Below are 22,600 nucleotides of genomic sequence, written 5' to 3' on the forward strand. Positions count from 1 at the left end.
CTATGGCAACAAAACAGACCGGCGGAAAAGCCAAACCTGCTTCGACCCCAAAGAAAAAGCAAGACAAGGCCAAACCTGCTACTCCTAAAAAGAAGTAGTTTTGGTTAGGTTCATTTCGGATGAACCGCTATAAATGAAAAAACCACCTTTTAAAGGTGGTTTTTAATTTTTTGGAATATACTAAATTACATCATGCCTGGCATTCCACCGCCCATAGGTGGCATACCGCCTCCAGCAGGAGAATCCTCTTTTATATCAAATAAAGCACATTCAGTAGTTAAAATCATTCCCGAAACAGATGCAGCATTTTCTAAGGCTATCCTAGTCACTTTTTTAGGATCAATAATACCTGCCTTCATCATGTCTACATATTTTTCCGACTTAGCATCGTAACCGAAATCATTCTTACCTTCCAATACTTTGTTGATTACAACAGATCCTTCACCGCCAGCATTCTCAACAATAGTTCTTAAAGGAGATTCTATCGCTTTGTTAACTATCTGAACACCTGTGGTTTCATCTAAATTATCAGTACTCAATTTCTCAAGGACTTTCTTAGCTCTTACAAGTGCAACTCCACCACCTGCAACGATTCCTTCTTCAACTGCGGCTCTAGTTGCATGTAAGGCATCATCAACGCGATCTTTTTTCTCTTTCATCTCAACTTCACTTGCTGCACCAACATAAAGTACTGCTACACCACCTGCTAATTTAGCTAGACGCTCTTGAAGTTTTTCGCGATCGTAATCTGAAGTTGTTGTTTCGATTTGAGATTTGATTTGGTTAACTCTCGCTTTAATATCAGCTGGTTTTCCTTTACCATTTACAATTGTAGTGTTGTCTTTATCTATTGTAACAGTCTCTGCGGTTCCTAACATACTGATGTCTGCGTTCTCCAATGTGAAACCTCTTTCTTCAGAAATAACTGTACCTCCAGTAAGGATAGCAATGTCCTCTAACATAGCTTTTCTTCTGTCTCCAAATCCAGGAGCTTTAACAGCAGCGATTTTTAAACCACCTCTTAATTTGTTAACCACTAAAGTTGCAAGAGCTTGACCTTCTACATCCTCAGCAATAATTAATAAAGGACGGCCTGACTGTGCGACTGGCTCCAATATTGGAAGTATTTCTTGAAGATTAGAGATCTTTTTATCAAATAATAAAATGTATGGATTTTCTAAATCAGCAACCATTTTATCTGCATCTGTCACAAAATATGGAGAAAGGTAACCTCTGTCAAACTGCATTCCTTCTACAACATCAACATAGGTATCTGTGCCTTTTGCCTCTTCAACTGTGATAACACCTTCTTTACCCACCTTTCCGAAAGCCTGTGCAATCAATTCTCCAATTGTATCGTCATTGTTTGCAGAAATAGAAGCAACTTGCTTAATTTTTTCAGATGAGTTTCCTACCTGTTTTGCTTGTTTTTCAAGGTCTTTTGTTACCGCTTCAACAGCTTTATCAATTCCTCTTTTTAAATCCATTGGGTTTGCTCCAGCAGCAACGTTTTTCAATCCTTCCTTAACGATTGCTTGAGCCAAGACAGTGGCAGTGGTAGTTCCATCACCAGCCAAATCGTTGGTTTTTGATGCAACTTCTTTCACCATTTGTGCACCCATGTTTTCCATTTCGTCAGCCAACTCAATTTCCTTAGCTACTGTAACACCATCTTTTGTTACTTGTGGTGCACCAAAGGATTTGCTGATAATAACATTTCGGCCTTTAGGACCCAAAGTAACTTTTACTGCATTTGCCAGTGCGTCGACGCCTCTCTTGATACCGTCTCTAGCATCTACATCAAATTTTATATCTTTTGCCATAATTATATGTTTAAAGTTTTTACCTTGTTTTGAACCTAAATTCAAAATCTGGATTATTGTTAATTTTTAGTTGAAATTTCACAAATGTTAGACAATGGCTAGAATGTCACTCTCCTTCATAATCAAGTAATCAACGCCATCTAATTTTAACTCTGTACCAGAATATTTTCCATAAAGTACAGTGTCACCTACTTTAACGGTTAAAGGCTCATCCTTCTTTCCATCGCCAACAGCGATGACTTTTCCTTTTTGAGGTTTTTCTTTTGCATTATCAGGAATGATAATCCCAGCTGCGGTTTTAGTTTCAGCTGCAACCGGTTCAACAAGAACCCTATCTGCTAAAGGTTTAATGTTTATTGCCATTTGTTTATATAATTTAATTTATTGATTAGAATTTTTATACACGACCATCACTGAAGCGAAAATGATGCCAATGGAAACAGACTGACAAACTTGCAGAAACATTGTAGTTTATGGGATTCTCAAAAGATTCCCTTTATCAACGTGGCAGCAAAATGCTGTGATTATGGCATAAAAAAATGCCAACCGAGGCTGACATTTTTAAATATTGTTAGTTTGAATTTTAATTCACAGAATCTCCAACTGTTGCTGGTGTATCTTGTTGTGCCGGTGTATTTAATGGAACTTGAGTGTCAGTTGGGGTTCCAGAGTTGTCTAAAGCTTTAGATTCTGCATTATTGCCAGCTTTTGGAATCGTTAAATTAGAAGCAAGTATTAATGCTAAAAGAACCGTTGCCAAAGTCCATGTGCTCTTATCCAAGAAATCTGTTGTTTTCTTTACTCCACCCAATTGTTGAGTTCCTCCACCGCCAAAAGAAGATGAAAGACCTCCACCTTTTGGATTTTGAACCATAATAACAACCACTAGCAGGAATGCAACGATGATGATTAAAAATAAAAATATTGTAAACGTACTCATCTCTCTGAATTAATTTTTCGCCTGTATTTCCTTTACAGCTTTAATTTGGTCTGCAAAGAAACTACTTTTTTCCGGATATTTCAAACTTAAAATTTTATAAGATTGAATCGCTTTATCGTAATTTTTTTGTTCCAAATAAATACGGGCTAAAGTCTCTGTCATTAGACCTTCGTGTGGCATCTCATCTCTTACCAATTTTGGTTTTGACTCAAATTCTTTTGAAGGAACAATTTTAGGGTTGCTTTCCAAGAAGCGATCTATAAGTTCGAATTTTTGTTCTACTTTATGCTCTAGTAAATTGGATGTAATGACACTTTGATTCTCTTTATGGTTGACATTTTCCGTTTCAGAATTAACTTCATTAGACCGATCAATTGGTTTAAATCTAGTAAGTTTTAACCATTCTGAAAATGAGTGGGTCTCATTTTCCTCAAATTCCAACGGGGTTCCAATTCCTAATTTTGATTCAGCAGAAATAGGAGTTGAAATTTCAGTTTTTTTATCTTCAGATTCAGGTGTGGAATTGTTTGAAAAATCGATATTGGCGACTTTTTTTGGAGTTACTTTCACCTGAAACAATTCTGGATCTAAGACAGGTTCAGAATTCTTTATGTGCTCTTTTAATGCATCATCAATTATAACACTTTTACGTACAGATATATCTTCTATTCCGTGAACTTCCATCTCCTTTAGATGAGCAAAATTCTTCTTTATAGATTTAGATATGGCATTCTGCTTAAATTCTTCCGAAGTAATAAAATCAAAAAGGATGCTGCGATCCGTGGTGTAGGCCGCTGTAGTTTTTAACTCTTGATTGTATAAACCGCTGTTAGTGTTTTTTAAACCCTTCAAGTAAATGGCCCTTGCACACTGAACATAGGGGTAGTTTTTTAGAAAAGATGCAATTTCGCTAGTTTGATCCACCGTTAAGGTTTGTGGATCTTGTAAGAGTTGATTAAAAGTTTTGGTTGTTAATTGCATTAAATTCCTTCTACTACATTATAAAAATAAAGGGTTAAAATGGAATTTTCTAACCTCTCATTAATTTCTTACCATTTTGCTAGGGTCGCATTAAAAATATCCTGGGTGAGCCGCTCGAAGATTAGTTCGATCGCAGTGTCTTTTTGTGCTCCAATTAATTGGGCGGCAGCAGGATAATCATAGAAAAAAGAAAACCGCTGTTCAAATTCTTCATCTGGTTGAGATTTGTCATAAAACCTAACGTTTACCCCAATAGTTAGCCTGTTCTGTGCTGCCGTACTATTTGATTGGGCTGTTGTTGGTGAAATTCGATATTCAGTAATTTCTCCTTCATAAGTGAGATCCCCATTTGAATTTACTAAACTTAAATTGGTTTGATTCAATATTAAATCTTGTAAAGCAATAGTGAAATCCCTATCCAATCCTGGTTCTACCAAAAGAGCGTTATTTTGAAAGTAATTTACTTGGAATGTCTCGGTACCTGCAGGTATTGAAATGCCTGAAAACGAATAAATACCACAACTGGAGAAAAGCCCAGAAATTCCAACCATGGTTAAGATGGTCAAAATTTTGTTCAGATAAAGTCTTTTAAATAGCTGAACCATTTGAAGGTTATAAATCGTATTGCTTAATTTTTCTATAGAGTGTGCGCTCACTGATTCCTAATTCTGCAGCCGCTAATTTACGTTTTCCGTTGTGTCGCTCAAGAGATTTTTTGATTAATTCCAATTCCTTGTCCTGTAATGATAATGTTTCCTCTTCTTCAATTTCTTCAGCAAAATGGTATTTGTCATTAGAATTTGGAATTACAGTTTCTTGAGGTTTTGTGGTGAGTTCAGTTTGTTCAGGAATTGAAAGAACTTCTAAATCTTCGATATCCCCATCATAGGTCTGTTCTTCAGTTCCGTAAATTTTCTGAATTAGAGATTCATTATCCTTGGTGACCTCCTTGACATTGCCATTCTTCATTAATTCTAAAGTCAACTTTTTCAAATCGTTAAGGTCATTTTTCATATCGAACAATACCTTATACAAGATTTCTCTTTCACTGCTAAAGTCAGAATCAGATTTAGTATGTTTAATTACCGCCGGCAAATTATGCGAGGAATCAGGAAGATAAGACTGTAAAGTTTTTAAGTCAATTGTTCTATTCTGCTCTAAAACGGAAATTTGTTCAGCAATATTTCTTAATTGTCTAATATTTCCGCCCCACCTATGTTTTAACAACAAGGAAACGGCCTCATCGGTTAATTTAATGGTAGGCATCTTGTATTTAAGGGCAAAATCACTTGCAAATTTTCTGAAAAGAAGATGAATGTCATCTTTTCGTTCGCGCAATGGCGGAATGTGAATTTCTACTGTACTTAAACGATAATAAAGGTCCTCTCTGAAATGTTCTTTTTTAATCGCTTCAAACATGTTAACGTTTGTTGCGGCAACAATACGGACATTTGTTTTCTGTACCTTACTAGATCCAACTTTCATAAATTCCCCATTTTCAAGAACCCTAAGCAATCTTACTTGGGTAGGCAAGGGAAGTTCGCCTACTTCATCTAGAAATATCGTACCGCCATCGGCAACTTCAAAATATCCATTTCTAGTTTGAGTTGCTCCGGTAAAAGCACCTTTTTCGTGCCCAAATAATTCGCTGTCTATAGTTCCTTCCGGAATTGCTCCACAGTTTACTGCTATATATTTTCCATGCTTTCGATGAGAAAGTTGGTGAATAATTTTTGGAATACTTTCCTTTCCAACTCCACTTTCTCCGGTAACCAAAACAGATATGTCCGTCGGCGCAACTTGAATTGCTTTTTCAATGGCCCGATTCAATTTCGGATCGTTACCTATAATGCCAAATCGTTGTTTAATCGCCTGAACTGATTCCATAAACCCTAGTTTCTATTGAAAGAGTAAGTATTATAATTTGTTTTCTAATTATTATTCGAGTACCCTACAGCCTCGCCAATCAATGTAGCACTAGTACAATCGATAATCTTAACATTGACAAAGTCTCCAGGTTTGTAATTTTCTTTTGGGAAAACCACTACCGTATTCTGAGAATTACGGCCAGACCAATGCAAGGAAGATTTTTTAGATTCTTTTTCAATTAACACTTCCTCTATTTTACCGAGGTGTTGTTGGGTTCTATAAAGGCTGTGCTTTTGTTGTAATCGTATAATTTCCTGTAAGCGTCTCTTTTTAATTGGCTCTTCAATATCATCTTCTAATTTTCTTGCTGCAAGAGTGCCTGGCCTTTCTGAATAGGCAAACATGAACCCAAAATCATATTTTACATATTCCATTAGAGAAAGTGTGTCTTTGTGATCCTCCTCTGTTTCAGTAGGAAAACCTGCAATCATATCTTGGCTGATAGCACAATCAGGAATAATTTTCTTAATGTTGTCAATCAAATCAAAATACTCTTCCCGGGTATGTTGGCGGTTCATTGCTTTTAAAACCCTATTGCTGCCACTTTGGACCGGTAAATGAATATAATTACAAATATTCGCATGTTTTGCCATGATCTCGATAACATCCAATGTCATATCCTGTGGGTTTGAGGTTGAAAACCTAAAACGCATCTTTGGTTGTGCAATAGCGCACATATCAAGGAGATTGGCGAAATTCACAGCGGTAGCCTTTTGTAGGTCTGAAGCCTTTTCAAAATCTTTTTTCAAACCACCACCATACCATAAATAACTGTCAACATTTTGGCCTAAAAGTGTAACTTCTTTGTACCCCCTTTCCCAAAGATCATTTACTTCCTCAATTATACTTTGTGGATCTCTGCTTCTTTCCCTTCCTCTTGTGAATGGAACAACACAAAATGTACACATGTTGTCGCATCCCCTTGTGATTGAAACAAAAGCTGTAACTCCATTACTATTTAATCTTACCGGAGCCACATCTCCATACGTCTCATCCTTTGAAAGGATGACATTAACGGCATCCCGACCTTCATCTACTTCTGAGATTAAATTAGGAAGGTCTTTGTATGCATCAGGGCCTACTACTAAATCAACAATTTTTTCTTCTTCCAAAAACTGACTTTTCAGGCGTTCGGCCATACAACCCAAAACGCCAACCTTCATTCCTGGATTTATTTTCTTTACAGAATTATAATGTTCCAAACGTTTGCGCACGGTTTGCTCTGCCTTGTCTCTAATGGAGCAGGTGTTTACCAAAACTAAGTCTGCATCTTCAATGTTATTTGTAGTATTGAACCCTTCATTTGCAAGAATAGAAGCCACAATTTCGCTGTCACTAAAATTCATTTGACAGCCATAACTTTCAATATAAAGTTTACGTGAATTCTTTTTATCTTGTTCTAAAACAAGGCTTTGTCCTTGTTGGGATTCATTTATAACCTTTTCCATTTACCTAAAATTGGTTTTTTTGAGATTGGTCGGCAAAGATAGGATTTATTTACGTTTATGACAATCTGACAGTTGTAAATAATTTGGAGGATTGCCAATTTTAATAATACCTTTAACATTTAAAATCAACAACCATGACCTTCGCACAAATCCAAGAGCGCATAAACCGAAATATTCCTTTAGATTTTGGAGAAATCTTTAATAATTCAATCGATTTATACAAAAAGAGTATAGTTCATGGATTAGTAATGCAATTGCTGATTTTTGTCTTAATCTTACCTTTTCTTTTTATTATTTATTTGCCTTTTGTAGTAGCGCTTTGGACGGATCCTAATAATAGTACGGTGGATCCATCGGCCTATGAAGATGTAATGAGCAGTTTCTCCTTAATTTATGTAGTCTTCTTTTTTATTGGCATTTTGGTTATCGCAACCCTAAGCCTTTTGGTACATGCGGGCTTTTTTAGAATATTAAAGCGTCTTGATGAAGGAGTGGAATCAAAAATAGGTGAATTGTTTTATTATTTCAAGAATCCGTATTTAGGGAGAGCTTTTGTTCTTGTTCTAGCAATTATTTTGATTTCTGTTGTTGCAATGCTGCTATTTGTATTGCCGCTTTTTTTTGTAATGGTTCCTATTGCCTTAATAAATGTAATATTTGCTTTCAATATTGAATTGAGTGCCGGTGAAATTATAAAAGCAAGTTTTAATTTAGGAACAAAAAAATGGCTAATAACCTTTGGTCTGTATTTCGTCTGCAGTATTCTTGCGGCTATTGTTGGATTTCTATTGTGTGGTATTGGTAGCATTGTAACGGCACCATTTGCATATCATCCACTATACTTTATTTATAAAAAGGCAGTGGGGTTCGAAACTGAAAATATCCTAAAATAATCCTTAAAATTAACGCAACTATTTATTGATTGGGTCATCTTATAGGAAATTAATCAAACTTTAAACAATGAAACCAATCTATCTATTTGTCCTATTTGCTGTATTATTTTCCTCTTGTCAGTCAGATGATTCAGAAGTTGAAACCATAACGGTTGCAACCCCAGTCTTAATTTCTAAATCAGAATTCAGAAGTTCAGTTGAGGTACAAGCTCCCCACTCAATAGAGGAGGCTGGAAAAATATATGCATATAAAAACTATATATTCATCAATGATAACTTTGAAGGAATACACGTTATCGACAATACTAATCCTCAATCCCCTCAACTAAAATTTTTCATCAAGGTTCCTGGAAATGTTGATATCTCTATAAAGGCGGATTATTTGTATGCTGACAGTGCAACTGATTTATTGGTTTTTAATATTGGAGATATTAATAATATTAAACTTGAGAATAGGGTCGAAGATGTCTTCGATGAATATAATTATAACTTTCCAGAGGAGGCGTCCTATGCAGATTTTGGAACTTTTAATCCTGAAATGGAGGTTATCGTTGGATGGGAACTAACGAAAGTAAAACAGGAAGTAATGGATGAACGTTGGCTTATTAATGAAGTAGCCACGAATTCTGCAAGTGGAGATACTGGTCAGGGCGGTTCACTTGCTAGATTTCAAGTTGTAAAAGATAAACTTTATACCGTCGATTTGGATGAGATGTTTGTTTTCGATTTATCAAATTTATCTTCGCCTACTTTCCAAAATAAATTTTATGCGGGTTTTAATGTGGAAACTATGTTTTATGCAGATGACTACCTTTATTTAGGCAGTTCTAATGGAATGTATATATATGGATTGGAAGATGCGGCAAATCCCAACTATATTTCAGAGTTTACACATTGGGAATCGTGCGACCCTGTAGTAGTAGATGGTGATGTGGCCTATGTTACTTTAAGAGGTGGTAACATGTGTGGAGTACAGGAAAGTGCACTAGAAGTAATAGATATAAGCGACAAAACAAACCCTACATTGGCAAACAGGTATTTATTAGAAAATCCATATGGATTAGGAATAGCGGGTAACGCCTTAATAGTCTGTGATGGTAATGCCGGGTTGAAAATGTACAACAGAACTAATCCTAAAGAATTGAGTTTGATTTCTAAGGTTAGCGGAACATTTGCTAAAGATGTTATCCCATTAGAGGATAAAATACTAGTTACTGGCGATTCTGAACTACGCCAGTACAAATTAAATGGTGATAATCTTCAGCTTTTAAGCATTTTAAATTATTAATAAATAAGATTTTCTCACTACAAGTTTTTAAAATTGAGAAATTTATAATAACAAAGGTTTATTATACCGTCTTTTAGGCGGTATTTTTTTTTTCATATACATTTGTAACCTTAAAATTGAAATATGGCAAAGAATCTGGTAATTGTTGAGTCACCCGCAAAGGCCAAAACAATTGAAAAGTTTTTGGGGAAGGATTATAAGGTGGCCTCTAGTTTTGGGCACATCGTCGATCTGCCATCCAAAGAATTGGGTGTCAATGTTGAAGGTGATTTCAGTCCAAAGTACCAAGTTTCTTCAGATAAAAAGGCTGTAGTTAAAAAGCTGAAAGATTTAGCGAAAAGTGCAGAGATTGTTTGGTTAGCGAGTGATGAGGACCGAGAAGGGGAGGCTATTGCTTGGCATTTAGCTGAGACTCTGAAATTGGATAAGAAAAAAACCAAACGCATTGTTTTCCATGAGATAACTAAATCAGCCATACAAAAGGCCATAGAAAATCCAAGGGGTATCGATTACAATTTAGTAGATGCTCAACAAGCGCGACGCGTGTTGGATCGGATTGTAGGTTATGAATTGTCTCCTGTCCTTTGGCGTAAAGTTAAAGGAGGTCTTTCCGCAGGAAGGGTTCAGTCTGTAGCAGTTAGATTAATTGTAGAGCGTGAAAGGGAAATCCAAGATTTTAAACCTGAAGCGTCTTTCCGAATTGATGCCGAGTTTGAAAATTCAGATGGACAAACGTTCAAAGCAAAACTGCCAAAAAGTTTCGCCACAAAAGAAGAGGCGCAGAAATTTTTGGAGCTTCATACAAGTGCAGAATTTTCTATTGCAGATTTAGAAACTAAACCAGCTACAAAATCTCCTGCACCACCCTTTACCACATCAACCCTACAACAGGAAGCCGCAAGAAAGCTTTACTTCTCAGTTAGTAAGACTATGACCATGGCCCAAAGATTGTATGAAGCGGGTTATATTACATATATGAGAACCGATAGCGTTAATCTTTCTGATGAGGCAAGAAATGGTGCAAAGGCAGCTATAGAAAACTCTTATGGAAATAAATATAGCAAGCCGCGAAACTTTCAAGGTAAAACCAAAGGTGCCCAAGAGGCTCACGAAGCTATTAGGCCTACCAATTTTGCTGTTAGTGAAGTGCCAGTTGAACGAGATCAGGCTAGGTTATATGATTTAATTTGGAAGCGTGCTATTGCTTCCCAAATGTCTGAGGCTAAATTGGAGCGCACCAATGTTAAGATTTCAGCATCTACCCATAAAGATCTTTTTGCAGCGAATGGAGAGGTTATAAAGTTCGATGGTTTCTTAAAAGTTTATTTAGAAGGGACTGATGAGGAGGATATGGAACAAGAAGGAATGCTTCCAGCCCTAAAATTAAATGAAAAAGTCCTTAATAATTACATTACAGCCACCCAGCGTTATACTAGGCCTCCATATAGATACACTGAAGCGTCTTTGGTAAAACAGTTGGAAGAATTGGGTATTGGTAGACCTTCTACCTATGCACCTACTATCTCTACAATTCAGAATCGAGGATATGTGGAGAAGGGAAATGTCGATGGTGAAAAACGCAATTATTATCAATTGACTTTTGATAAAGGCAAAGGTGTTTCTGAAAAGAAATTATCTGAAAAAGTGGGTTCCGATAAAGGTAAAATGGTGCCAACAGATATGGGCTTTATTGTTACTGATTTTTTAGTGAATCATTTTGACACAATTTTAGATTATCATTTTACGGCCAAGGTTGAGGAGGATTTTGATGAAATTGCAGAAGGAAAAGAGGATTGGCAAAAAATGATGAAAGAATTTTATAAAGGATTTCATCCCCAGGTTGAAGATGTACAAGAAAATGCTGAACGGGAATCTGGTGAACGAATTTTAGGGACAGATCCTAAAACAGGAAGACAGGTTAGTGTGCGATTGGGACGATTTGGTCCGATGGTGCAAATTGGTACAGTTGATGAGGATGAGAAACCTCTATTTGCAGGTTTAACCCCAGATCAGCAACTTAACACGATTACTTATGAGGAAGCCATGGATTTGTTTAAACTTCCTAAAGCATTGGGTGCATATGAGGGCGAAGAGGTTGAGGTTAATAATGGTAGATATGGTCCGTATGTTCGTTATGGTAAAAAATTCATTAGTTTGCCGGCAGGTGTTGATCCAGTAAGTGTAGATTTAGATGAAGCCATAGCGTTGATAAAACAACAGAAAAAGGCAGATGCACCTATATATATGTATAAGGAAAAACCGGTGACAAAGGGTAAGGGACGTTTCGGGCCATTTATTAAATGGAACAATATGTTTATAAATGTCAATAAAAAGTATGATTGGGATAATCTTTCAGATGATGACATTGTAACTTTGATCGAAGATAAAATTCAAAAAGATATTGATAAGGTAGTTCACCATTGGGAGAAGGAAGGTATAAAAGTTGAAAAAGCAAGATGGGGCCGACACACAATTATAAAAGGTAGAACCAAGGTAGAATTGCCAAAAACGGTAAATGCGGAAAAATTAACATTAGAAGAAGCACAAACTTACTTAGATGCCGCATCCAAAAAATCCTCTAAAACTTCCACCAAAAAGAAAAAAGCATGACATTCAATTTCCTTTCACCTGTTTCAGACGAAGTTCTCGCACATAAAGAGCTACTGTCCGAACAGGCCTTGGGGAATTATATTCATATACATTCCAAACAAGAAGGTATTCCTGAATTAAACGAGATTAAGCTTGCCATCATAGGAGTTTCGGAAAGTCGTAATGATGTTAATTATTTAGGGGAGGCGCCTAAGTTTACCAATGTAAGAAAGGCTTTGTATTCTTTATTTCCTGGAAATTGGCATTTAAAAATTGCCGATTTGGGAGACCTTAATCAAGGAGATACTGTAGAAGATACTTATTTTGCTTTAAAGACAATCATTGGTGTTCTTTTAGAGAGGAAGGTTATACCTATCATTATTGGTGGCAGTCAGGATTTAACATATGCAGTATATAGGGCTTATGACTCTTACCATCCAATGGTTAATATAGTAAATGTAGATTGCAATTTCGATTTGGGTGATTCAGAGCAGCCAATTAAAAATAATAAGTATGTAGGTAAGATAATTGTTGAGCAACCTTACAATCTTTTTAATTACTCCACTGTGGGGTATCAGACCTATTTCAATTCCCAGGAAGAAATAGATCTTATGGAAAAGCTTTATTTTGAAGCTTATCGCCTGGGAGAAATTAATAATCAAATAGGATTAGTAGAGCCAGTAATGCGTGACGCCCACATAGTAAGTGTGGATTTAAAATCTATACGAGCTTCAGATGTGGGTAACAGACAAGCATTTTCCCCAAATGGTTTTACAGGTAAAGAGATTTGTGCAATTACCCGCTATGCAGGTATAAGCAACAAAGTGAGTTCATTCGGGATCTTTGAATATAAACCAGAGACTAGGGATGAAGTAACTCCAATGTTGATAGCACAAATGTTATGGTATTTTATTGAAGGTGTCAATTGCAGGGTAGAGGATGATCACTTCAAAGATGAGAAGGATTTTCAGAAATACAATGTTATGGTAGAGGATGAAGAACTCATTTTTTACAAAAGCACCAATACGGGAAGATGGTGGATTGAAATTCCATTTTTACCCGAAATCAATAATAAATTGAAAAAACATACGTTATTACCTTGCATGCACGAGGACTATGTTGAGGCTAGCCACGGCAAAATCCCTGAGAGGTGGTATAAAGCCTATAAAAAGAGCATCTTTTAATAGTAAGATTTAACGGTAAAATAACCTACATTTCATCGATGAAATGCATTTTTTTAGGACGAAATGCAAAAAAATCATGAAAAAAATTGTTTTTTTAAAAATATATGGATATGTTTACCGCCTAAAATTTAACAACATAACATTTTAGACTAAATTTTTTAACCCTCGAGTTTCTATGAACATGAACAAGTTTGCTTTATTAACCGCTGTTTTAGCTCTATTATTCAGTTGTAGCTCTGGCGACAGAGGAGAACTGGTAGGAGTTAAAGGAAACAATTGGCATCCCGAAAAACCTTATGGTATGACATTAGTACCAGGAGGTGCTTTCATTATGGGAAAATCAGATGATGATTTAGCCGATGTGCAGAATGCCCCAACAAAAACCGTAACGGTAAGGGCGTTCTATATGGATGAGACGGAAATCACTAACAGTGAATACCGTCAATTCGTGTATTGGGTCCGAGATTCAATACTACGAACTAAACTGGCCATCTTAGCAGATGAAATTGGTATGACTCCAGATGATGGAGGTATTGGCGAATTCGCCTTTAAAGATGCCGATACTGCTAATTTGACAGTGTATGAAAAGTATATGATCGACAATTACAGTGGCCTTGGACCTACGGGCTACGAAGGGCGCAAGCTCAACAAAGATGTTGATCTTATATTTGATACTGCTGAATACCCAGATGAGTATTACGCTGAAGTTATGGATACAATGTATCTTCCTTTGGAAGAGTCTTATAACGGTCAGCGCACCTGGGATGTTAGCAAGTTTAAATTCCAATACACTTACATGGACATCAAAAAAGCTGCTAAGAATAGAGATCTTAGGAGAAAGGATGTAATTGTAAAGGATGAGGTAATGGTTTATCCAGACACCACGGCTTGGATTAGGGATTTCACCTACTCTTATAACGAGCCAATGCACAACGATTATTTCTGGCATGATGCCTATGGAAATTATCCTGTTGTTGGTGTGTCTTGGAAACAAGCCAATGCTTTTTGTAATTGGAGGACCCTTTATAAAAATGGTTACCAAAAAGCTAAAGGAAAACAATTCGTAAATACCTTTAGATTGCCATCCGAGGCTGAGTGGGAATATGCCGCTCGTGGTGGATTGCAGGGTGCAACTTACCCATGGGGTGGACCATATATTAAAAACGATAGAGGTTGTTTTATGGCTAACTTTAAGCCTTTGCGTGGTGATTACGCTGCTGACCAAGCCTTATATACGGTTGAGGCAGATGCTTATGAACCAAATGATTATGACCTTTACAATATGGCCGGTAATGTTTCAGAATGGGTTTATGGATCTTACGATCCAGGATCTTATGAATATTCGGCTTCCTTCAATCCAAGCGTAAATGATCCAGATAATGCACGTAAAGTTGTACGTGGTGGTTCTTGGAAAGATGTTGCCTATTTCTTACAAGTTAGTTCAAGAGATTATGAATATGCTGACTCTGCTAGAAGTTACATCGGTTTCAGAACTGTTCAGGATTACATGGGTACAGAAGTAACTAAAAACGCAAAAAATAAATAAAACCTTTATTAACCTACTCAATTTACTATTTAACTTAAACTAAAAACGAAAAATCATGGCACAATCTAGAGCAAGTAAAAAACTTATGAATATGGTTTACGGCCTTGGAGCAGCAATTGTTATCCTAGGGGCCTTATTTAAGATCATGCACTGGAATTTTGGTAACGAAATGCTTATCATTGGTCTTATCACAGAATCTATAGTATTCGTGGTATCCGCATTTGAACCTGTAGATGACGACTTAGACTGGTCTTTGGTATATCCAGAATTAGCTGGTGGTGAAAAGGCTCACGCTGAAAAACCAAAAGATGCTGAAGGTCTACTTTCTAAAAAATTAGATGAACTTCTTAAAGAGGCAAAAATTGACGCTGAATTAATGAATAGTCTAGGGTCTAGCATCCGTAATTTTGAAGGTGCTGCAAAAGGTATTAGCCCAACTGTAGATTCAATCCAAGCTACTAAGAAATATGGTGAGGAGATGTCTTTGGCTGCCTCACAAATGGAAGCTCTTAACAGCTTATATAAAGTTCAATTGGAAAGCGCTAACAGACAGGCCGTAATCAATGAAGAGGCTACTGAAAACGCTGCCAAATTGAAAGAACAAATGAAATCTTTAGCTTCAAATCTGTCATCACTTAATGGTGTTTATGGTGGTATGCTTTCTGCAATGAACCGTCCAAGTTAGTTTAGACGATAATTTATTAATTAACAACTAAAAAACTAATAAAAGATGGCAAGCGGAAAACTATCCCCAAGACAGAAAATGATCAACCTTATGTACTTGGTTTTCATCGCTATGCTGGCGTTGAACATGTCAAAGGAAGTACTTTCGGCGTTCGGTTTAATGAATGAACGTATCGAAGATTCCAATGAAAAAGCGGCAGTGCGTAATGATTCCTTTATGCAAGGGTTGGCTGAAAAAGTAAATGAGCAACCGGCTAAATACAAGCCTTTAAAAGCTCAAGCTGATCAAATAGACGTAATTTCAACTGAGTTCAATGCTTATTTAGAGCAAGTGAAAACAGATATGTTAACTACGGTTAAGGATCCTAGCGATTATGAGGTAATGGATAAAACCAATCACCTTGATGAAAAATGGTTCAATGGAGATAAATTTACTCCAGAAGGACAAAAATTCTTAGATGAGATTAATAAATACAAATCTGGAGTTTTAAATGTGTTAGGAGAATCAAACCAGGATATACAGGCGGATATAGTAGATAAATTTTCTACTGATCCTGTAAAGAACAGAGATAATATCACCATTCCATGGTTAGATTATCACTTCAAAGGATTCCCTATGGTGGCTTCTTTAACTAAAATTACCCAAATGCAAGCGGATGTTAAGACGATAGAATCTGAGGTTCTTTCTACTATGCTTGCTGGTAAACTTAAAATTGAAGCATCATTAACCAATTTCGACGCTATTGTTGTTCCTGATAAAACTGCGTTTTTCTCTGGTGAGGATTTTACTGGTAGAATTATTTTAGGAAGAAACGATAAAACCTTAACTGCAGATAAGGTAGTGATTAATGGAAAAGAGTTATCTGCCGATGCTATGCAAGCGGGACAGACAATTCTTAAATTCCCAGCAGGTTCTGTTGGTGAACAAAAAATTGAAGGTGAATTCCAGTTTAAAGAAGGTGATTCTATCATTTCAATTCCAGTTGCAAGTACTTATGCTGTAGTTCCTAAGCCTAATTCTGCTACAATTTCTGCAGATAAAATGAATGTTGTTTATCGTGGTGTTTCAAACCCAATGACTATTTCATTCGCAGGTATTCCGGACAATAAAATTTCTGCTAGTGCACCTGGTCTATCAAAAGGATCAGGCGTTGGTAAGTATGTTATGAATCCTGGTTCTGGTAGGGAAGTTACCATTAATGTAACTGGAACTTTACCTGATGGATCTAAAGTAAGTGATCGTGCACAGTTCAGAATTAAGGATATTCCAAAACCTTCTGGAACAATTGCAGGTCAAGTTGATAACACTTCTTTACCAAAGAACACTGTAGAAATTGCAACAATTGGTGCAGTATTGGAAGATTTCGATTTTGAATTACCTATTCAGGTTACAGCCTTCAAAATTAAAATCCCAGGACAACCAACTGTTTCAGTAAACGGAACAAAGCTTAACGATCAGGCAAAAAATGCCTTGAGGAAAGCTAGAAGAGGAGATGGTATTCAAATCTTTGATATTAAAGCACAAATTAAGGGTAACTCATCTTATAAGTTAAAAGGTGTATCCCCTGTATTTGTTGAATTGACCAATTAATAAATTGAATTGAACTAGACTTAAATTTTTTAAGTACAAAAAATTAGTCCCAAATATTTTATAATAAGATGAATTCAAGAAATTTTATACTAACAATTGTCAGCATGTTCGTTGTGTCAGGCTTATTTGCTCAAGCAAATATTCTGAATGCTACGGCGCCAGAAGAGATTGGTGTTAAGACAGAAGCACAATTGGCATTAGATAACGATAAGCCTTTAGAATATGGGTATGTTGATGATAGAGACATCTTATATTCTAAAATGATCTGGGAAAAGATTGTGTTAGACGAACGTGTTAATTTTCCCCTATACTACCCAGTAGATACCAATAACATTGGTAATAACAGAAGGTCTTTATTCGATGTTCTTTTAAAGGCTGTTCAATCTGGAGAAATTGAGAACGTTTATGACGACTCTTATTTTACTACCAAAAGAACCTTAAACGATCTTGGTGCAGCCATGTCTAGGGTTGATACTTTAGATATAGGATATGAGCAATACAATGCCGAAGGTTTTGTAGATCCTCAGTATATCATAAAAAGAGATATAACCTCTTATGATGTGAGCGCCTATTTAGTTAAAGGTCTGTGGTATTTTGACAAGCGTTTAGGTGAATTGAAATATAGACTGATAGGTATTGCACCTGCAGCACCAGACGTTAACTTTATAGATTCTGAAGATGAGGCTAACAAAATGCCTATTGCACTATTTTGGGTATTCTACCCAGAAGCTCGAGAAGTTCTACATAATGCAAAAGTGTTGAATAGTGGAAATAGCGCAGTGCCGTTATCTTTCGATCACTTGTTGAACTCTAGGCGATTCAATGGTATTATTTACCGTGAAGAAAACGTTTATGGTGATAGAGAAGTGAAAGAGTATATCTCAGATAATGCTCTGATGCAGTTACTAGAATCTGAAAGGATTAAAGATAAGATTCGAAATTTTGAAATGGACATGTGGTCCTATTAAGAAACTTGACATATTCATGAGAAGCGCCCGCAATTTGTGGGCGCTTCTCGTTTTCAATATTCGGATCCATTAAATTACTTTTGTAATATGCAAAAAGTAGATTTTATTATCGTCGGTTGTGGTTTAGCTGGCCTGGCATTTTGTGAGCAGCTTCGTAAGGCAAATAAGAGTTTTCATGTAGTTGATAATCAAAATAATAATGCATCCAGAGTAGCATCTGGACTATACAATCCCGTAGTTTTAAAGAGACTAAATTTTATCTGGAAAGGCAAAGAACAAATGGCTTTGATAGAAACTTTTTATAAAGAGTTAGAAGAATTTTTAGATATAACAATCGATGAAAAAATTAATATTTTGAGAATTCTTCATTCCAACGAAGAAAAAAATGATTGGTTAGTAGCCGCTGATGATTCAAATTTAAAAAACTATTTAACCATCCCTTTTATTCAAAATGATAATAGGTGTATTAAGGCTCCATTTGGATTCGGAAAAGTTGTAAATACAGGTAAAATTGATACTGAAACCTTGTTAGATGCTTATTTCAACTATTTAAAAAACAATAATTTAATTTCATTAGATAAATTTAATTATTCCGATTTGGAATTCCAACAAGATGGATACACCTATAGAGACTTATCGGCAAAAAACATATTGTTTGCTGAAGGCCATGGAGTTATACATAATCCTTTTTTCAAATTTGATATTGTAAATGGTACCAAGGGAGAATTATTGGTAATTAATGCGCCAAGATTAAAACTACATTCTATTATAAAATCTTCTGTGTTTATAATCCCTCTTGGGAACGATGACTATTTAGTCGGTTCAACTTACAATTGGGATGACAAAACTTGGCAACCAACTACTAAAGCAAAGGAAGAGATTGTTTCCAAATTGGACGAATTTTTAATGTGCGAGTATAAGATAATTGACCATTATGCTGGAATAAGACCTACTACTAAAGACCGAAGGCCTATTATTGGAGAGCATCCAGATAAACAGAATATGTATATTATTAATGGGCTTGGAACAAGAGGAGTTCTTATTGCACCTTATGTCGCCCAAACTTTGTTCGGTTCTATCTTTAACCGAATAAATCTCGATTATGAATTAAGTTATAATCGATTGATTAAAACTTAACTTTTGGATACCTCCTTATCGTAAGAGACGAACATATTGATCCAGATATTTCTGGAAAGTCTCATAATAATTGGGCCAAATACGATTAATGTCCCAACTATTGATATAAATGCAATTTTAAGGGAAGTCCCTAAAAATAGATAACTAATTACAAACGCTGCAACCGCAAAAGCAATACCTACCGCGTAACTTACATACATTGAACCATAAAAGAATGACGGTTCTAAGCGGTATTTTAAGTTGCAATTACTACATCGGTCCTTTATTTTCAAAACATCTGGCAAGACATATGGATTGGGGTTTTCATACATCGATTCTTCTTGGCATTTGGGACAGCGACCTGTTAGTATGCTATATAATTTGGTTCCTTTTTTAAGCATATTGATTTAATTGGAGCTTGGAAATAATAAAAGATTAAAATTATAACTTTGCGCTCCCAATTTTTGTAACAAAGGTAACATAATGCTAAACGTTCAAGACATAACAATTTCATTTTTAGGTGAGGATTTATTCAGTGGAATATCGTTCAAACTGAATGGTGGTGATAAAATAGGATTGATAGGAAAAAATGGAGCAGGAAAATCAACTCTTTTAAAAGTTATTTCAGGAGAGCTTGAACCTGACGGAGGACAGATTGCTGTTGAGAAGGACATTAAGGTTGGCTTTTTAAAGCAGGACATAGATTTTGAATTTGGCTTTACAGTTTTAGAAGAGGCGTATAAGGCCTTCTCTGAAATACGACATATGGAAAGGCAATTGGAAATGATAACTCATCAATTGGCTGAACGTACAGATTATGAGAGTGAAGATTATCACCAATTAATGGTAGATTTGAACGATATTCAGCATAGGTATGAGGTATTGGGAGGCTACCATTACCAAGGTGATACAGAAAAAGTGTTAATTGGTCTAGGTTTTAAACCTGAAGATTTCAATCAACCAACCGAAACCTTTTCTGGAGGATGGCGTATGCGAATTGAACTTGCGAAGATTTTGCTTCAGAATAATGACGTACTATTGTTGGATGAGCCAACAAACCACTTAGATATTGAGTCGATTATTTGGTTCGAGAATTTCCTTAAAACCTATCCGGGAGCTGTGGTAATGGTATCTCACGATAAGAGATTTCTAGATAATGTAACAAACCGTACTATTGAAATATCACTAGGTAGAATTTATGACGTCAAAAAATCATATTCAAAATTCTTGGCCTATAGAAGGGAAATTAGGGATCAGCAAATGGCCGCTCAAAAAAATCAGGAAAAACAGATTGAACAGACAGAAAAATTAATTGAGAAATTTAGGGCAAAGGCTTCGAAGGCATCAATGGCTCAGTCTCTAATTAAAAAATTGGATAAAATTGATCGCATTGAGGTAGATGAGGAAGACAATGCTGTAATGACATTAAAGTTTCCTGTTTCCATTATTCCAGGTAAAGTTGTTATTGAGGCTCATAATATTTCCAAGTCCTATGGTGATAACCATGTGTTGAGCCAGGTAGATCTTCATGTAAATAGAGATAGTAAAATTGCTTTTGTAGGTCAAAATGGTCAAGGAAAATCTACACTTGCCAAAATTATTGTTGGAGAGTTAAAGCACAAGGGGAATCTTAAACTTGGTCACAACGTTCAAATTGGTTATTTCGCCCAAAATCAAGCAGATTATCTAGATGGCAATAAAACAATTCTAGACACTATGATTGATGCTGCGAATGAAACCAATCGCACGAAGGTTCGTGATATTCTCGGAGCTTTTTTATTCAGGGGAGATGAGGTTGACAAGTATGTAAAGGTGCTATCCGGAGGTGAGCGCAACCGTTTAGCATTAGCAAAAATGCTTTTGCAGCCATTTAATGTTTTGGTTATGGACGAACCAACAAACCATTTAGACATTGCTTCTAAAAATGTATTGAAAAAAGCATTGGAGAAATTCCAAGGAACTTTAATACTCGTATCTCACGATAGGGACTTTCTTTCAGGTTTAACGGATTTAGTTTACGAATTCCGGAATAGAGAAATAAAGGAGTATCTCGGTAATATAGATGATTATTTAGCATCTCGTGATGTAGATAACCTAAGAGAAATTGAAAAGCGGGAGAAAGTAGAAGTAGGGAAAGCCAAAGCCGATAAAAATGACTATGAGCTTCAAAAAAAGCTTAAATCTTTAAACAATCGTTTAAGTAAAATAGAAAAGGAAATTCAAGATTTAGAAGCTGAGATTAAAAAGACTGACCAAGAACTTGAAATCAAATATGTAGAAATCACTTCTAAACCAAACTTTTTTGAGGGCTATCAGCAAAAGAAAAAGAAATTGGAGAATCTTATGAAGGATTGGGAGAATTTACAGCTACAGATGGAGGAACTGGGAGGCTAAATTTATATTTTTTTTAACGATGTTCCGAGCAGGGATGCGATACTTTTGACTTTATAACCATCCCACTACCTGTTGTATGCGCAAATTTGCTCTCTATATCATTGGTATTGTAATTATTGGAATTGCAATTGTTGTTGCCAACATCATAATTAAAAATAAAACCGTCCCTAAGCCGGAAATTCCTAAGGTTGTAAAATTAGCCTTTACAGAAATTGCAAGAAACGAGACTGTACCCATTTCAATTCCTTCGAATGGAAGTTTAATTGCTAAAAATCGATTAGAACTTTTTTCTGAAGTTCAAGGGGTTTTTATTTCCAGTGCCCACGACTTTAAATCAGGTCAGCATTATACAAAAGGACAGACACTGATACGTTTGGATGCTTCGGAATATTATGCTTCTGTGCAGTCTTCCAAAAGTGAATTGTACAATCTTATTACTTCCATTATGCCAGATCTAAGGCTAGATTTTCCTGAGGCATTTAGGACCTGGCAACGATATTTGAACGACTTTGACATGGAAAGTTCTGTAAAACCTCTCCCAGAAATGTCAGATGAAAAGGTTAAATTTTTTATTTCAGGACGTGGAATTGTAACATCCTATTATCGAGTTAAAAATTTAGAGCAAAGGCTTTCAAAATATACAATTACTGCTCCATTTTCTGGAATTTTAACAGAGGCATTGGTTACTAAGGGAACTTTAGTAAGGCCAGGACAAAAATTGGGTGAATTTATCGACGATTCGGTATATGAGGTTGAACTAGCAATCGGGAAATCCTTTGGTGATTTATTGAAATTAGGGGAATCGGTTGAATTGCGAACCTTGGAAGGTGAGGAAGTATATAACGGAACAGTGACCCGAATTAATGGTAAAATTGACCAAGCGACCCAAACAGTGAAGGTTTTTGTGGAGGTTAAGGGCGAAGATCTAAAAGAAGGTCAATATTTGGAGGCGCAGTTAAATGCGAAGAATGAGCCAGATGCTATGAAAATTTCTCGTAAACTATTGGTAAACGATTCTGAAATTTTTATAGTTAGAGATACAATTTTAGATAAAATAACTGTTAATCCTGTTTATTTCTCAGCCAATAATGTGGTTGTTAAAGGAATACCAGACGGAACGGAAATTTTAACTTCTCCTATACCTGGAGCATATCCAGGGATGCTTGTTAAAGCGAATAGGAGTGAAGCAGAAACTGAACAAGACTCTTCTCAGTTAGCTAATTAGT

19 protein-coding genes are annotated in these 22,600 nt (G+C 36.0%); 11 read left to right on the forward strand and 8 right to left on the reverse strand.

Features of this window, described 5'->3' with window-relative positions:
• Positions 1-185: 185 nt before the first annotated feature.
• The 7 genes from groL to miaB all read right to left on the reverse strand — a co-directional run bounded on the left by groL (position 186) and on the right by miaB (position 7,121).
• Positions 186-1,823: a chaperonin GroEL gene (gene groL / locus ISU00_RS10830; protein WP_228850677.1), complete on the reverse strand. Its 1,638-nt coding sequence runs from the start codon at positions 1,821-1,823 to the stop codon at positions 186-188.
• Positions 1,824-1,910: 87 nt separating this feature from the next.
• Positions 1,911-2,186 carry a co-chaperone GroES gene (locus ISU00_RS10835; protein ID WP_228850678.1) on the reverse strand — a complete coding sequence of 92 codons (276 nt, stop codon included), beginning with the start codon at positions 2,184-2,186 and terminating at the stop codon, positions 1,911-1,913.
• Positions 2,187-2,406: 220 nt separating this feature from the next.
• Positions 2,407-2,763, reverse strand: a complete 357-nt coding sequence (gene secG, locus ISU00_RS10840; protein WP_228850679.1) for a preprotein translocase subunit SecG — start codon at positions 2,761-2,763, stop codon at positions 2,407-2,409.
• Between the two features lie 9 nt (positions 2,764-2,772).
• On the reverse strand, positions 2,773-3,744 hold the full coding sequence (locus ISU00_RS10845) for a tetratricopeptide repeat protein (protein ID WP_228850680.1): 972 nt from the start codon (positions 3,742-3,744) through the stop codon (positions 2,773-2,775).
• 68 nt (positions 3,745-3,812) lie between these two features.
• A complete protein-coding gene (locus tag ISU00_RS10850; RefSeq protein ID WP_228853731.1) occupies positions 3,813-4,295 on the reverse strand; it encodes an LptE family protein in 483 nt (160 codons plus the stop codon).
• A gap of 61 nt (positions 4,296-4,356) precedes the next feature.
• On the reverse strand, positions 4,357-5,631 hold the full coding sequence (locus ISU00_RS10855) for a sigma-54 interaction domain-containing protein (protein ID WP_228850681.1): 1,275 nt from the start codon (positions 5,629-5,631) through the stop codon (positions 4,357-4,359).
• A 44-nt stretch (positions 5,632-5,675) separates the two neighbouring features.
• A complete protein-coding gene (miaB, locus tag ISU00_RS10860; protein WP_228850682.1) occupies positions 5,676-7,121 on the reverse strand; it encodes a tRNA (N6-isopentenyl adenosine(37)-C2)-methylthiotransferase MiaB in 1,446 nt (481 codons plus the stop codon).
• A gap of 134 nt (positions 7,122-7,255) precedes the next feature.
• Here miaB and ISU00_RS10865 point away from each other — a divergent pair, with 134 nt between their 5' ends.
• The 9 genes from ISU00_RS10865 (at position 7,256) to ISU00_RS10905 (ending at position 19,001) form a co-directional block, all read left to right on the forward strand.
• The gene (locus ISU00_RS10865; RefSeq protein WP_228850683.1) at positions 7,256-8,014 is read left to right on the forward strand and encodes a hypothetical protein; all 759 of its coding nucleotides are present in this window, start codon (positions 7,256-7,258) and stop codon (positions 8,012-8,014) included.
• Between the two features lie 67 nt (positions 8,015-8,081).
• Positions 8,082-9,302: an LVIVD repeat-containing protein gene (locus tag ISU00_RS10870; RefSeq protein WP_228850684.1), complete on the forward strand. Its 1,221-nt coding sequence runs from the start codon at positions 8,082-8,084 to the stop codon at positions 9,300-9,302.
• A gap of 123 nt (positions 9,303-9,425) precedes the next feature.
• Positions 9,426-11,912 carry a type I DNA topoisomerase gene (gene topA / locus ISU00_RS10875; RefSeq protein ID WP_228850685.1) on the forward strand — a complete coding sequence of 829 codons (2,487 nt, stop codon included), beginning with the start codon at positions 9,426-9,428 and terminating at the stop codon, positions 11,910-11,912.
• A complete protein-coding gene (locus ISU00_RS10880; protein ID WP_228850686.1) occupies positions 11,909-13,075 on the forward strand; it encodes a formimidoylglutamase in 1,167 nt (388 codons plus the stop codon). Before topA ends, ISU00_RS10880 begins: the two co-directional genes overlap by 4 nt.
• A 181-nt stretch (positions 13,076-13,256) precedes the next feature.
• The gene (gene porK / locus ISU00_RS10885) at positions 13,257-14,621 is read left to right on the forward strand and encodes a type IX secretion system lipoprotein PorK/GldK (protein ID WP_449500885.1); all 1,365 of its coding nucleotides are present in this window, start codon (positions 13,257-13,259) and stop codon (positions 14,619-14,621) included.
• A gap of 55 nt (positions 14,622-14,676) precedes the next feature.
• Complete coding sequence (gene porL, locus ISU00_RS10890) at positions 14,677-15,306, forward strand: type IX secretion system motor protein PorL/GldL (protein WP_228850688.1); 630 nt, start codon at positions 14,677-14,679, stop codon at positions 15,304-15,306.
• 45 nt (positions 15,307-15,351) lie between these two features.
• On the forward strand, positions 15,352-16,896 hold the full coding sequence (porM, locus tag ISU00_RS10895; protein ID WP_228850689.1) for a type IX secretion system motor protein PorM/GldM: 1,545 nt from the start codon (positions 15,352-15,354) through the stop codon (positions 16,894-16,896).
• A 68-nt stretch (positions 16,897-16,964) separates the two neighbouring features.
• Entirely contained in the window at positions 16,965-17,864 is a 900-nt protein-coding gene (gene porN, locus ISU00_RS10900; protein WP_228850690.1) for a type IX secretion system ring subunit PorN/GldN, read from the forward strand.
• A gap of 87 nt (positions 17,865-17,951) precedes the next feature.
• Positions 17,952-19,001, forward strand: a complete 1,050-nt coding sequence (locus ISU00_RS10905; RefSeq protein ID WP_228850691.1) for an NAD(P)/FAD-dependent oxidoreductase — start codon at positions 17,952-17,954, stop codon at positions 18,999-19,001.
• Here ISU00_RS10905 and ISU00_RS10910 read toward each other — a convergent pair.
• Entirely contained in the window at positions 18,998-19,381 is a 384-nt protein-coding gene (locus ISU00_RS10910) for a DUF983 domain-containing protein (RefSeq protein ID WP_228850692.1), read from the reverse strand. The two genes, ISU00_RS10905 and ISU00_RS10910, sit on opposite strands and share 4 nt — an antisense overlap.
• An 82-nt stretch (positions 19,382-19,463) precedes the next feature.
• On the opposite strand from ISU00_RS10910, the gene ISU00_RS10915 reads away from it, so the two are divergent.
• Both ISU00_RS10915 and ISU00_RS10920 read left to right on the forward strand, forming a co-directional pair.
• Positions 19,464-21,374: an ABC-F family ATP-binding cassette domain-containing protein gene (locus ISU00_RS10915; protein WP_228850693.1), complete on the forward strand. Its 1,911-nt coding sequence runs from the start codon at positions 19,464-19,466 to the stop codon at positions 21,372-21,374.
• Positions 21,375-21,450: 76 nt separating this feature from the next.
• Positions 21,451-22,599, forward strand: coding sequence for an efflux RND transporter periplasmic adaptor subunit (locus ISU00_RS10920; protein WP_228850694.1), 1,149 nt, complete (start codon positions 21,451-21,453; stop codon positions 22,597-22,599).
• Position 22,600: the final 1 nt, after the last annotated feature.

Origin of the sequence: Aegicerativicinus sediminis (genome assembly GCF_015476115.1) — a bacterium.
Lineage (GTDB): Bacteria > Bacteroidota > Bacteroidia > Flavobacteriales > Flavobacteriaceae > Aegicerativicinus > Aegicerativicinus sediminis.